Source organism: Flavobacterium ammonificans, assembly GCF_020886115.1.
GTDB classification, from domain to species: domain Bacteria; phylum Bacteroidota; class Bacteroidia; order Flavobacteriales; family Flavobacteriaceae; genus Flavobacterium; species Flavobacterium ammonificans.
This window is the reverse complement of record NZ_AP025185.1, coordinates 2,228,186-2,242,332: the sequence shown is the minus strand read 5'-3', so window position 1 is coordinate 2,242,332 and position 14,147 is coordinate 2,228,186. Positions and strand designations below refer to the sequence as shown.

8 protein-coding genes and 2 tRNA genes are annotated in these 14,147 nt (G+C 33.6%); 6 read left to right on the top strand and 4 right to left on the bottom strand.

Features of this window, described 5'->3' with window-relative positions:
• Positions 1-13: 13 nt before the first annotated feature.
• Both LPC20_RS09940 and LPC20_RS09935 read right to left on the bottom strand, forming a co-directional pair.
• Positions 14-1,516 carry an OmpP1/FadL family transporter gene (locus LPC20_RS09940; RefSeq protein WP_229324984.1) on the bottom strand — a complete coding sequence of 501 codons (1,503 nt, stop codon included), beginning with the start codon at positions 1,514-1,516 and terminating at the stop codon, positions 14-16.
• 36 nt (positions 1,517-1,552) lie between these two features.
• Complete coding sequence (locus tag LPC20_RS09935) at positions 1,553-2,479, bottom strand: hypothetical protein (protein WP_229324982.1); 927 nt, start codon at positions 2,477-2,479, stop codon at positions 1,553-1,555.
• Positions 2,480-2,637: 158 nt separating this feature from the next.
• Here LPC20_RS09935 and proS point away from each other — a divergent pair, with 158 nt between their 5' ends.
• From proS to typA, 5 genes are all read left to right on the top strand, one after another.
• Positions 2,638-4,116: a proline--tRNA ligase gene (gene proS / locus LPC20_RS09930; RefSeq protein WP_229324980.1), complete on the top strand. Its 1,479-nt coding sequence runs from the start codon at positions 2,638-2,640 to the stop codon at positions 4,114-4,116.
• A 78-nt stretch (positions 4,117-4,194) separates the two neighbouring features.
• A tRNA-Glu gene (locus LPC20_RS09925) sits at positions 4,195-4,266 on the top strand.
• Between the two features lie 47 nt (positions 4,267-4,313).
• Positions 4,314-4,385 (top strand) — tRNA-Glu (locus tag LPC20_RS09920).
• 163 nt (positions 4,386-4,548) lie between these two features.
• On the top strand, positions 4,549-4,800 hold the full coding sequence (rpsT, locus tag LPC20_RS09915) for a 30S ribosomal protein S20 (protein WP_229324978.1): 252 nt from the start codon (positions 4,549-4,551) through the stop codon (positions 4,798-4,800).
• 137 nt (positions 4,801-4,937) lie between these two features.
• The gene (gene typA / locus LPC20_RS09910) at positions 4,938-6,734 is read left to right on the top strand and encodes a translational GTPase TypA (RefSeq protein WP_229324976.1); all 1,797 of its coding nucleotides are present in this window, start codon (positions 4,938-4,940) and stop codon (positions 6,732-6,734) included.
• 63 nt (positions 6,735-6,797) lie between these two features.
• Here the strand turns inward: typA and LPC20_RS09905 are convergent, their stop codons facing one another.
• Both LPC20_RS09905 and LPC20_RS09900 read right to left on the bottom strand, forming a co-directional pair.
• A complete protein-coding gene (locus LPC20_RS09905) occupies positions 6,798-11,102 on the bottom strand; it encodes a T9SS type B sorting domain-containing protein (protein ID WP_229324974.1) in 4,305 nt (1,434 codons plus the stop codon).
• Positions 11,103-11,125: 23 nt separating this feature from the next.
• Positions 11,126-12,943, bottom strand: a complete 1,818-nt coding sequence (locus tag LPC20_RS09900; protein ID WP_229324972.1) for a T9SS type B sorting domain-containing protein — start codon at positions 12,941-12,943, stop codon at positions 11,126-11,128.
• A gap of 109 nt (positions 12,944-13,052) precedes the next feature.
• Here LPC20_RS09900 and LPC20_RS09895 point away from each other — a divergent pair, with 109 nt between their 5' ends.
• The gene (locus LPC20_RS09895; protein WP_229324970.1) at positions 13,053-14,117 is read left to right on the top strand and encodes a hypothetical protein; all 1,065 of its coding nucleotides are present in this window, start codon (positions 13,053-13,055) and stop codon (positions 14,115-14,117) included.
• Positions 14,118-14,147: the final 30 nt, after the last annotated feature.

Below are 14,147 nucleotides of genomic sequence, written 5' to 3'. Positions count from 1 at the left end.
TGCAATCTAAAGTTTACAATTCAAACAACAGCGTTAAAGTTACCGTATTGTTTTTTGAATTGATTTTGGCTCCATCGGTTAATCCTTGTTCAAAAAAACCTTGTTGATTATTTCTACTAAATGAGGCATACGATAAATCTAATTTAGTACCGCCAAAATTGTATCCAAAACCGGTCGAATAGCCAGTTAAATCTCCAACTGTGGTTTTGTTTTTATAAGGACTTTGTTCGTAGCGGTAACCTCCTCTTAAACTCCATGCTTGAATTCTATATTCCGCACCAATTCGCAATTCATTTGCACTAGTTAGCAAGTTCGAAATAGCATTGTTTATCCCTGCAAAATAGGCGTCATTAACCGGTTTAAATTGGGTATTACCATAATTTCTTCTGGAGCAATCCACACTAAGCAAACCTTTCTTTCCAAAAATATAGGCAAGACTTCCTGTAATTTTACTTGGAGTTTGTAGTCGGTATGGCTCGTAAAAATTAGTGATATTAGGATCGACAACATCTGGTGCAAGTTCTTCAGTAGTGTTAGCACTAACACCCACTAATTTTTGGCTAAACTCATCATTTAATCTGTGCCATGTCGAAGATTCATAAGCTAATCCTAATCGTAATTCATTAGTTACTTTTGCAATAGCTCCTAATTGAAATGAAAATCCAGTACCATAAGTATATAATTCGTTATCAAATTGTAATCTTGAAATGGTGTATCTAGAAGTTAATGGAGCGTTATTGTCTTCGTAAAATCGAGAAGTCTGTCTGTAATCTGTAAAATGAGAGTTTAAGTTCAATCCGATGAACAATTTGTCTTTATAAGATGTTGCTGCGTTAAATGAAAGCTTACCATTATAGCCATTACTCACTACTGAGTTTTCCTGAAAATAATTCCCACCTCTTGGAACATTCGATGTATATGCTCTGTTATTAGCATTAGTGTTTACTGGATTAATGACATAAGCTTGATAGCCCAAAAATGCTTGTTGAGCGCCATGACCTAAATCTTGGTAATCAGAATCTTCAAGTGTGCTTAATGGGACACCGTTTGCATAATTCAAAAAGTAAGAATCAATAGAATTAGTTGGATTTACTCCAGCCGAAAAGGTTGAATTGTTAAGATTATTGGTGTTTTCATAGTTGATAGCCACAGAAAACTTTTTCCAATTGCTGGATTGCGATTGATTTTTGAACACAAAGACACCACCAGCTTGATTCAAATCAGATGAATTATCTTTTTTATTTGATTGTGTGCCAAAATAATTTGAATTGTTATTAATTGAAGTGGTGTTTATCGAAAAACTCAATTGATTATTCGAAAAAATAGCAGATCCTGCAGGATTAACATTAATTGCAGACAAGTCTCCCCCAAGAGCACCAAATGCTCCACTCATTCCTCTAAAACGAGCAGTTCCATTTATATTGTCTTGTGCATATCGAACAGCATCTCTTACCTCTTGTGCATTCAAATTGGTAATTGAAAGTGCTAAAATTAGAATGAATATATATTTTTTCATAGTAGTCCTATTTAATTGTATTTTTAAATCCAGTAATTATCTTCCGCCTCTTCTTCCACCGCCTCCTGATGATCTTCCACCACCACCGCTGCTACTACCACCAAAGCTTCCTCCTGAATTTCCAGAATTGCTTTCCATCATAGAACGAGATGGAGTGTATCCTTCGTTGTTGTTAGGAGAGGAAGTCCTTGTAGGTCTAGCACTATTGGTTCGTGTTGGATTATTTTCTCTACTGGATTGATTTGAATTGGATCTATTTTGAAACGAATTTTGGTTAAAATTTGTCCGTGTTTCTGTGTTGATGCTATTTCTTCGATTAGTACCATATGCATTATTTCTATCAAAATTGCCTCTATAGTTATCTGAAGTATTTATAGAAGAGCTTCTGCCAATATTGTTTCTATCGGGATTATTTTGAGAAAAACTGGAACCTCTTCTTGTAGGATTGTAATTATATCCTGAATTAAAATTGGAAGTACCATAAAAAGGCATTCCCCAACCCCAGTTATTAAAACCATTTCCCCAAAAACCACTGAAACCACCAAAACCCCAGCCGAAATTCATTGTGTTCCAATATCCAAGAGGCATTCCCCAGCCCCAATTGTTAAATGGCATTCCCCAACCCCAATTATTGAAGGGCATTCCCCAACCTAAGCCCCAATTCATCCCAAAATTATTTGGGAAGTAATTAATGTTTATTCCCTGAGAATTTCCGCCCCAACCAGGGTTTCCGGATAAAGTATTTGAATTAGAATTTTCATCGTAACTATTGTAATTTTCTACGTCTGTGAAAACTTCATTTTCTTGTTGTAAAGAATTAAAATAGCTTTGGTAGGCAATACCTGAGTCGTCATTTGTTTTTTGTTTTCGAACTCTAGTATCTGAACTACCATAAATTCCATCGGTGTCATAAAAGGAACTATTTTGATATGTTCCGCACGAAGCGAAAAAAAATAAACTCAAAAAACCAAAAATTGATTTAAGAGAGGGCTTTGGGAGATTAACACAATAAGTTTTCATAATCTGTAGGTTTTTATTGTTGTACATTACAAAAATAGTTAGTTTTGTCGAACTATTTAGTTAATAAATTGTGAAACAAAATTTGTGCCAAAATAAAATATATGAGTAAGAACCTTACTACGCGATCAGAAGATTATTCAAAATGGTATAATGAATTAGTTGTTAAAGCTGATTTAGCCGAAAATTCAGGAGTTAGAGGTTGTATGGTAATCAAACCCTACGGCTATGCTATTTGGGAAAAAATGCAAGGGGAGCTAGATCGAATGTTTAAAGAGACTGGGCATAGTAATGCTTATTTCCCTCTATTTGTACCGAAGAGTATGTTTGAGGCTGAAGAAAAAAATGCAGAAGGCTTTGCCAAAGAATGTGCTATTGTTACTCACTATAGGTTGAAGAACGACCCGGATAAGCCTGGGAAATTGATGGTTGATCCCAATGCTAAATTAGAAGAAGAATTAATTGTTCGTCCAACTAGTGAGGCAATTATATGGTCTACATATAAAGGATGGGTGCAATCGTATCGTGATTTGCCATTGTTAATTAATCAATGGGCGAATGTAGTTCGATGGGAAATGAGAACACGTTTGTTTTTGAGAACTGCTGAATTTTTATGGCAAGAAGGGCATACGGCTCACGCAACTCGTCAGGAGGCAATAGAAGAATCAGAACGAATGATGAATGTGTACGCTGATTTTGCTGAGAATTTCTTAGCAATTCCGGTGGTTAAAGGATTGAAAACAGAGACAGAACGTTTTGCAGGAGCAGATGAAACGTACTGTATTGAAGCATTAATGCAAGATGGAAAGGCACTACAGGCTGGAACATCTCATTTTCTAGGTCAAAATTTTGCCAAAGCTTTTGATGTTAAGTTTGCCAATGCTGAAGGAAAGCAAGAATACGTTTGGGGAACTTCTTGGGGAGTTTCAACTCGATTGATGGGAGCATTGGTAATGACGCATTCGGATGACAACGGATTAGTTTTGCCACCTAACTTAGCACCAATTCAAGTGGTAATTGTTCCTATATACAAGTCAGATGAAGAATTAGATAAAATTACTTTGGTTGTTAATGATTTAATGGCTCAGTTTAAAAAACTTAACATCTCAGTTAAATTTGATAACAGAACTACTCAAAAGCCAGGATTTAAATTTGCTGAATGGGAATTAAAAGGGGTTCCAGTTCGTATTGCTGTTGGACCTAAAGATCTAGAAAATGGAACTTTTGAAGTAGCGAGAAGAGATACTTTGAGTAAAGAAATAGTTGCTAAAGACGGAATCGTAAATTACATCAGCGACTTATTAGAAACAATTCAGAATGATTTATTCCAACGTGCATTAGAATATAGAAAAGATCATATTACTGAAGTAAACTCTTTTGAAGAATTTAAAGAGGTATTGGAAAGTAAAGGCGGCTTTATTTCGGCGCATTGGGATGGTACTCCTGAAACTGAAGAAAAAATCAAAGATTTAACCAAAGCAACTATCCGTTGTATCCCTTTAGATAGAGTAGAGGAGCAAGGAAAGTGCGTGTTCTCAGGTTCGGAATCTGCTGGTAGAGTGTTGTTTGCGAAAGCCTATTAAAAAAAAATATTTTTTTTCGTTTCTACTATTGTACGTCTAAAAAATAGTTGTATTTTTGCATCCGCATTACAGAAATGAGGTCCGTTCGTCTATCGGTTAGGACGCCAGGTTTTCATCCTGGTAAGGGGGGTTCGATTCCCCCACGGACTACAAAATCTGTTTAATGATAAAGCACTCCTGAGCTTAGAAGGAAAAATGGTCCGTTCGTCTATCGGTTAGGACGCCAGGTTTTCATCCTGGTAAGGGGGGTTCGATTCCCCCACGGACTACAAATTAGTTTTGAAATGGTTTTATGAAACAAATAATGGTGTCTCCTTGTTTGTTTTGTTAGTTAAAACTGAAGTGATTAATTTAAAAATTAATTGTGGGAGGTTTTTCTAATTTTATTTCTAATATATTAATTAGTTATTTACATTTTAAAATATACACCAAATGGCAAATCATAAGTCAGCTTTAAAAAGAATTAGAAGTAACGAAAAGAAAAGAGTATTAAACAGATACCAACACAAAACTACTCGTAACGCTATTAAAGCAATTCGTTTAGCTACAGATAAAGCGGATGCTTCATCTAAATTATCTGCTGTAATCTCTATGATTGACAAGTTAGCTAAGAAAAATATCATTCATGATAATAAAGCATCTAACTTGAAATCTAAGTTAACTAAACACGTTGCTAAATTGTAATCAAATACAATTTTATATTCTAAAGCCTTTCTTATTGAAAGGCTTTTTTTATGGATAATTTTTAGGTTTTAACTATTAAAAAGAAACAATTTTTTATCTCGAAATAAAGTGTACCTTTGCGCCATTAAAATTCACAGATGGAATCTATTAGAAACATTGCAATTATTGCCCACGTTGACCACGGTAAAACCACTTTGGTTGATAAAATTATGTATCACTGTCAGTTATTTCGCGATAACGAGAACACAGGTGACTTGATCCTTGACAACAACGACTTAGAACGTGAAAGAGGTATTACCATTACTTCAAAAAACGTTTCTGTTGTATACAAGGGAACAAAAATCAATATTATTGACACTCCTGGTCACGCCGATTTTGGTGGTGAAGTAGAGCGTGTATTAAATATGGCTGACGGAGTTTGTTTACTAGTAGATGCCTTTGAAGGACCAATGCCACAAACGCGTTTTGTTTTGCAAAAAGCAATTGATTTAGGTTTGAAACCATGTGTGGTTATTAATAAAGTAGACAAAGAAAACTGTACTCCAGAAGAAGTTCATGAGAAAGTTTTCGACTTAATGTTTGAACTAGGTGCTACCGAAGAACAATTGGATTTCCCAACCGTTTACGGATCAGCTAAAAATAACTGGATGTCTGATGATTTCAGAAACCAAACTGAAAACATCGAACCATTATTAGATATGGTAATCAGTAATGTTCCAGCTCCAAAAGTTTCTGAAGGAACTCCACAAATGTTGATTACTTCATTAGATTTCTCTTCTTTTACAGGACGTATCGCTATTGGTCGTTTGGAAAGAGGTGTTTTAAAGGAAGGAATGCCAATTTCTTTATGTAAAAGAGATGGTTCAGTATTAAAATCTAGAATTAAAGAATTACATACTTTTGAAGGTCTTGGACGTAAAAAGGTAACTGAAGTTGTAGCAGGTGATATTTGCGCAATTATTGGTGTGGAAGGATTTGAAATTGGTGACACAATCGCCGATAATGAAAATCCAGAAGCGTTACAAACTATTGCGATTGATGAACCTACAATGAGTATGTTGTTTACAATTAACGACTCACCATTTTTTGGTAAAGAAGGAAAATTTGTAACATCTCGTCATATCCGTGAAAGATTAACTAAAGAATTAGAGAAAAACTTAGCTATGAAGTTAGGAGAAACTGATTCAGCTGATAAATTTATGGTTTTTGGTCGTGGTGTATTACACTTGTCTGTTCTTATTGAAACTATGAGAAGAGAAGGATATGAGTTGCAAATCGGTCAACCACAAGTTATCATCAAAGAAATTGATGGTAAAAAATGTGAGCCTATTGAAGAATTAACCATTGATTTACCAGAATCACTTTCAGGAAGAGCAGTAGAGTTTGTAACTTTACGTAAAGGGGAAATGTTGAGTATGGAAACCAAGGGGGAACGTATGATTATAAAATTTAATATTCCATCTCGTGGAATTATTGGATTGCGTAACCAATTGTTAACTGCTACGGCAGGTGAAGCAATTATGTCACATCGTTTTATAGGGTACGAACCTTTCAAAGGAGAAATTTCTGGACGTAATAAAGGATCTTTAATTTCAATGGAAAAAGGAAAAGCAATTCCTTATTCTATCGATAAATTACAGGATCGTGGTAAATTCTTTGTAGAACCAAATGCTGAAATATACGAAGGTCAGGTAATTGGAGAAAATTCTCGTGGTGATGATATGTGTGTCAATGTAACCAAAGAGAAAAAACAATCTAACGTTCGTTCTTCAGGTAATGATGAAAAAGCGAGAATTATTCCGCCAATCATTTTCTCTCTTGAAGAAGCGTTGGAATACATTCAAAAAGATGAATACGTTGAGGTTACTCCAAAAAGTATTCGTTTAAGAAAAATTTATTTGACAGAAACAGATAGAAAAAGATTCAAAATCTAAGGATTAAAGTATCTTACTTAAATAAAAAACCATCAGCGAAAGTTGATGGTTTTTTTTATCAAATTATCTTTTTAAGCTAAAATGCCCTTTAGCTTCCCGACCATCTTCTAATAGTAGTGTAAACCAATAGTCATCAGAAGGAAGTGGATCGCCATTTAAAGTGCCGTCCCAACCTAAGCTAGATGGTAGCATTTGCTTCAATAATTTTCCATAACGATCAAAAATATAAATTATTGATTTCGAATTAAAAGTCGCATCGATTCCTTTTATATTCCAAAAATCATTAAAACCGTCTTGGTTAGGGGTGAAAAATTTTGGTACGCCTACCACTGCTATTGTTTTTTTAACTGTGCCACATCCTTTAGTATCAATAACATAAACATCACGAATACCGGAAGCAACATTGTCAAAGAAATTGGATTCTTGAAACGGTCCGTTGGGTAAATCTATGCTGAACTCATAATTTCCTTTTCCTGAGATAGTAATTGTGACTGTATTATTTACAGACAAATCCACTATGTCAATATTCTCAATTTTAGCTATATCAGAGGAGGTAACTTTGATAATTCGGTTTCTAAAACATCCTTTAGGCGTATTCACTTTAACTGTGTAAACACCTTCCTGGTTTACATTTAAAATTGAATTAGAACTCAAAATTTCATTGTCTTTAGTCCAAAAATAGAAGTAATTGGATTCTGGACTACCGTCATTTATTCCTGGATTCAATTCAACATAAAATTCAGGCAAATTAGAACAAACTAATTTATCTTCTTCACCGTTTTCATTTGTATCGATACTGGGCTTAGGATTGACAATTAATTTAATGCGTGGTCCTATCCCAAAACATGAATTATCTAAAGTACTTTCTACCCTGACCCAAATATCTTGCTCATTTGGATAGCCAATATTGCGATAGTTGGTACTATTGTTAATAGGATTATTTTCAGCTAAAGCGTCAGCTTCATTTCTGTAATATTTAATTGAATAAGGATTTAATGGATCTGGTGGAGGTAGAATATTTTTAATATCTTGAGTAACACTACTAAAATCAAATTCAGCTATTCCATCTGTATCGGTGCTAATTGCATTAACTGAATCATCACAAAGTTCAAATTTTTTACTAAAACTTGCTGGAATTTGAGTTGTAGATACAATAAGATTTAATTTTGAAACACTAAAACAATTGTTTGCATTCTCCACTCTAACCCAAATAGTAGTTGAACCTGAATTATATGCTGTTGGATTAGTAATTAATGAGGAAATATCTTTAGTATTGGCTCCGTCCAATGAAGTATAGTAGGTGAATGTTTCTGCTAGAGAATTAGTGGAAATTGCATTGTTTTTTTCGGTTAAATTAAAATCTGAAATCCTATCCGAATCGGTATCGCATTGTTTTAAATCTACTGAAGGAATAAGTATGGGTAATGCATAAACTATTAATGTTGTAGCATCAGAAATCAGACTACAACTATTTCCAGTTTTTTGTAATATTACTCTGTAACGGTAATCATTCATTGAATTACGTACTTGATTAATGTTCAAACTACTTGAAGTAACTCCTGAATAGGTAGTGTCATTTGATAAATTATTCCAGTTTGTTCCATCAAATAACTGCCATTGATAGGTGTTTCCACCATTATCGGTTATTAAAATAGAAGTATTTTGCAATTCGCAAGTTGGTTGAGCTATAGGTTGTGTGGTTATAACTATGGGTGCTGCAATGCTATAATCTGTATTTGGAATTGAGTAAGGTGCGCTATTTACTAATCCAAAAGAATTAACCGTTATAGGGGCGACACCATATTCTCCATCTAAATCACCATCTGGAAATCCAGCTTCTATTACATCGTTACAACCGTCATTTTCTCGATCTAGATCACGATAGTTTCTTATGCCATCATTGTCTTGGTCTTGGTCTGTTTCTAATTCGTCCTTGATACCATCATTATCACTATCTAAATCCAAATAATCAGGAATACCATCTTGATCGGAATCTTGCGGTATGGTTCCGGTTCCAAAAACATCATAAATTCCATCTTTATTGGCATCTATTACAGAAGTCCCTACTAGAGTATTAGCTTGCGATTCAATTACATCTAAAATTCGGTCATTATCACTGTCTAGATCTAAATAATCAGGAGTTGAATCCGAGTCAGAGTATCTAGGAATACATTTTGCTTTAATTGAAAAAGAAGCTTTATTGTTTGTGTTTTCTGATAAGTTTTTATGAATAAATGTAAGTGAAGTTGTTAGATAAGATTGAAAACTAAAGGTTCCAGTTCCAGCAGCAAGGGGAGTAGTACTATTGAGTCTGAAACGGATTTCAAAAGAAGAATGTTGTGTAACGCCACTCTCGTATATTCCGTCAGCATTAGTATCAATCAACAATTGATTAGTAGGATTCAAAACTGTTACCGTTTTATTGCTATCTGATTTTATAATAAAATCCCCATCCGAGTTAGTTAAATCAGTTGAATTCCCATTAGCTACATATTCTAAGGTTAGCGCAATTGGATTGGTAAAAGCAATTCTATACTCTGTAGAATTATTTACTCCAGCAGGAACTTCACTTATAAAGTCTCCATTGCTTTTAGCAGATAAAAGAACTGAACTTGTAGTGGGCACATATGTAGTGCTAGTAGAATAAGTATTAGAATAGGTGTTTTTTATAAGGTTTGGTCCTGTAAGATCTACTGCTACACTCCCAAATGACTCTTCGCAATTAGTAATCCCATCATTATCGAAATCCAAATCAACATCATCCGGAACAGAATCTCCATCACCATCTGTAGGACAAGTACTCACAGGAATTTTATCTGAAAGTGTACTTGTATTGCAACTTGGAATACTTCTTTTCACTTGATAATAACCAGGTGATAACGGTTTAAATGTATTTCCTGTTTCGCCATTAATATCTACCCCATTGTTTAACCATTGATAGGTATAATCACTATCAGGTTCTGTTTTAAGAACAACGTTTGGTATACAATTTCCAGAAGTAGATGTTGAATTATCAATAGAAAGTTCGGGTTTGATGTCAAAACCAGAATAATATCCTCCATAAGTAGCATTTACATTTGTTCCATAATAAGAAACATAGACTTGTTTGCTTGATTTGATAGCCACATTTCCAGTAAGTCCCGTAATTGAGAAATAAACAAACTTTGGATTTCCTGTAATTTGTGTAGGAGCTACTCCTATTGGAGTTTCATTAATTAAAACATTAGCATCTGCTTCTGTCACAATATTAACTGTACCATCATAATTTCTACTTCCAATTAAGTTAATTTGAGGAATATAATCTACAATTTTTGGTGTAGAGCAGTTTAAAGGTGGTACAAAAAATAAATTTTGATTGGCATTTGAATTTCTAGCACCTATACTTTGGTAGGCAAATACATTTTTTGAAGTTTTTATATATAAGTTGTTGTTTACAAATCGGTTTCCATCTAAAATATATTTTTCACCAGCCTGAATTGTTGCTATAGATGTATTGTTTCCGTTGACATATATTTCGGTGTTATCTGCATCAGCTATTAGAAGTACCCTCTCTAAAACATCAGTTCCTTGGCCTTTTACAAATATATATTCAGTACCAATTTTATCGGCACCCACGATTTGATCAAATCCAATATCTCTTCCTGCATTTAGATCAGTTGTAGGGTCATTGGTTCCACCAAAAGAACCACTATTGACCACAATATCTTTATCAGATTCGATTAATGCTCCAATTAGATTACCCCCCATATTGCCATTAATTGCTAAGGTGTAACTTTCGTTTTTATTTAGATTAATTATTTCAGGACCTGTGAATGTGTTTCCATTAGCTAAAACAGTTCCATTTGGGATATTTGATATAGTAACTTTTGTATTGTTTTCTGTTGCTAAAACTGAGAAAAAATTTAATAATCCAGTTATATTAGTAGTATTCAACATGGCTCCAGCTCGGAAACGTTTTCCCAAGCCACTAATTCCTTTAGCCACTAATCCTCCTGCTTGATTTCCTCCACCAGAGTTAGTTCTTATATTAGCATAAATTAATCCTTCACTTTCTATTATAAAACCTTTATGTGAACTTTTTCCAGTATTAGAACTAGATTCAAATAGTTGACTATTATCGCCTGAACCAATACTATATCTATACGGGGTGACTTTGTTTACTGTTCCTAAAATAGGAGTACCACCAATTGGGAAAATTTTAAATTTTACATCTTGAATACTGGGTGTGGAGATATATATATAATGATCTTGTGGAGTCACACCAGCGCTACTACTAGAAGTTAATGGTGGAATATAATGCGTTTTGCTAAATTGAGCAAAGCAATTAAACGAAATTAAAAAAATGAAAATAAGTGGTATTTTTTTCATTTTCTAAAAATAGTAAAAATAGTTTACCTTTTTAAACTAAAATGACCATTAACTATTTGGTTATCATTTAGAATTAAACGAAACCAATAGTCATCTGCTGGGAGCGGCAAACCATTTAAAGTTCCGTTCCAGCCCACCGAACTTGCATTCATTTGTTTTAATAATTTACCATAACGGTCAAATATATAGACAACAGATTTTGGAAATTTGATCATATCTGAGATTTTCCATTCGTCATTAATTCCGTCTCCATTTGGAGTGAAAAATGTAGGATAATCCAAAATTGTAAACGGAAAAGAAATAAATTCACAATTTGTAGTATTTCGAATGTATGCAAAATACTTCCCTTTTGGTACATCTGTAAATAGTGAATTCTCTTTATAATTAAAACCATCAATCGAAAACTCTAAATTAGAAGCAGTCCCACTTGTAATTAGTTCAATCGAATTTTTTCCTCCAGCAAATTCTTTAATAATCGGATTTGGCTCACTAGCTGAGTTTTGACTACTAGGGAGTGTTTTTAAGGTTATCTTGGCGGTTTCAAAGCATGTAAATTTTGGATTGATTCCTTTAACATACACCACTTGATTTCCAAGATTTGTTTTCTCAAAAGCTTTTGGATCTGAAATTTCAAACATTAAATCAGCATCTGTATAGAAACCAGAAATAGAGGTTTCACTATCGTTATTAATGACAACTTTTTGAACCGTAGTTAAGTCAAAAATTGCTTTGCCAGTTCCGTTATCATCACATTTAGCTAATTCAACATCTTTTAAATTCATTCCAGCGGCATATTCAATTTTAATTTCTCCTGTAAATGTACAGCCCGAATTAATCACTTCTACTTTATAGGTTCCTTGTTGATTAATTGTAAGGACATTACTGTTTTCTGTCAGTTGGGTAGTTGAGCCTGAATCGGTTTTTGACCATTTATGAACCCCTGTTATTCCAGTAGAAACAGTAATCGTTTCACCATTACATACCGCATTTTTAGTTGCTACCAAGCGGTTTTTTCCTAAGTCTAATTTAGATGCAAAACTACCAGCTTCTATGAATAAGGCTGAGAATTGTGAGCGACTTGGACCTTCAGCAATTACGAATTTAATCCTATATCGATGTCCAATTTCTAATTTACTTTGTGCATTTAAAACCTTCGTTTGACCAGCATAATTGATTGGGCTTGGAATTGTTAAGTTGGTATTGAATTTTTCAAAATACATTTCATTTTTAGCATCACATTTTGTTAATGATGGATCAGAAAGATTAATTCTGGGACGTATATTTCTAGATGAAACCGGAGTGCCATCGGGTAATGTTGCAATGTTGATGTAGTTACCATTACTTGTTACATCTTGTATTAAAATAGCCAATCCATCGGAATAGTTGCATGGATAATCACGAATGTATTCGTTTGAAGCAAAAATATAATTGAAGCTTAAAAAATTGGTTTTAGATTCAAATTCAAATTCTAAAGTTGTTGCGTTAGATGAGTTAACTCCTAAAATAGCATCCATATTACTGTCGCCACCCCAACTACTAACAGTTCCACTAAAACTAGGATTGTATGGTCCTTTTGAATTTTGGCTTTCCCAAGTGCTTAGAACGACTCCATTTGAAAACGGAAAATTTGTTCCATTTTTATCAAAATAAGCAATACTTTTTTTAGTTGTTGCACCAGTTGATGCTTCTGAAAAAACGGATAAACAGCTGTTATTGTTGGTTAACACTTGAACTAATTCATTTGCATCTTTAGTATCATCCACATTAATTGATTGGGCCGAAATCCCGATTGGGAAGCAGCTAATCCATACAATAATAAATAAGGTTTTTGTCCAATTCATCACCTAACAAAGATACTACAATTCTCTTTTTGGTTGTGCTAACGGAAAAGGAAACCAAAAATTATTTTGGAGTATAAATTTCAGTAAATTTGTCTTAAATACATTTTCCATGAGCGATGAACCATTAATGATTTATAAAAAGCCATCTTATCCTATAAACACTGATTTGTTGGATTATTTGGAACGATTTGATCGGATATCCAAATTTCCAATTGCTTACGATGATTTACTTCGTTTTTCAGGTTCTGTTAATGTGTACGACAAAGAGGATCAAGATACTTTATGGATTCGAGTGTATTATAACGAATTTGAACGCGAAGAAATTGATTTGACACTTAAAAAAATCTATTCTTTGCTTCATTCGGATGGTAATTTAGAGATAATCAAATTTTTAAATGTTGACTCAATCGACTATTGTACATTTGGTAATTCAAAGCCATTTCGAATTAAAATACGTAATGTTCTTAATGATAATTATACGCATTTTTACGTAAAAAAAGCGGATGCTTCTCGCGTGTATGGTTTAGAGTTAGAACACATTTTGTCTCCTGATAAAATTAACTTTTTAGTTCATCAAGATACATTAATTGAAGAGCATATTATGGGAATTGCTGGTGATGTTTTTATAAATAATCATCTCAAGGATTGTACCGAAACGGAAAAAGCTCAAATTGCCAAGGAGTTTGTTAAATTTAATGAGCGTTCTATGATTCGTTTACTTGGGGATATGCGTGCTTATAATTATGTAGTGATACCTATTCACGATTTTGATCAAGTTGTGTACAGGATTAGAGCGATTGATTTTGACCAACAATGTTACGAAGGTAATTTTAAAGTGTACAGACCACAGTTTTTCAAAGAAAATTATCCAATGGTACAATTAGTAAAAGATAAATTACAAGAAAGCTCTATCAACCAATATAAAAACGAAGAGCGTTCTGTTTTGGCTAAAAGAATTCACTCAGCTGAAAATAGAATCAAACGACTTTTAAAAATTATGGGAGACGATACCTTATCAACATCGTCACATTTGGAACAATTGAAAATGGAATTGTATCGTTACACCAATGATATGAATTTTAAGAAAGCCAAATCCATGGGAAATATTATGAATGCTTCGTTTTTATATATTACACGAAATTTCAAAAATATGACAATGTTTAAATCGCATTGATTTAAAAAAGAAATCCCTAATGAATACTCG

Excerpts from the sequence above, each read along its gene's own strand:
- rpsT (WP_229324978.1), top strand. The coding sequence starts at position 4,549 with ATGGCAAATCATAAGTCAGCTTTAAAAAGAATTAGAAGTAACGAAAAG.
- proS (WP_229324980.1), top strand. The coding sequence starts at position 2,638 with ATGAGTAAGAACCTTACTACGCGATCAGAAGATTATTCAAAATGGTAT.
- typA (WP_229324976.1), top strand. The coding sequence starts at position 4,938 with ATGGAATCTATTAGAAACATTGCAATTATTGCCCACGTTGACCACGGT.
- LPC20_RS09895 (WP_229324970.1), top strand. The coding sequence starts at position 13,053 with ATGAGCGATGAACCATTAATGATTTATAAAAAGCCATCTTATCCTATA.
- LPC20_RS09900 (WP_229324972.1), bottom strand. The coding sequence starts at position 12,943 with ATGAATTGGACAAAAACCTTATTTATTATTGTATGGATTAGCTGCTTC.
- LPC20_RS09940 (WP_229324984.1), bottom strand. The coding sequence starts at position 1,516 with ATGAAAAAATATATATTCATTCTAATTTTAGCACTTTCAATTACCAAT.
- LPC20_RS09905 (WP_229324974.1), bottom strand. The coding sequence starts at position 11,102 with ATGAAAAAAATACCACTTATTTTCATTTTTTTAATTTCGTTTAATTGC.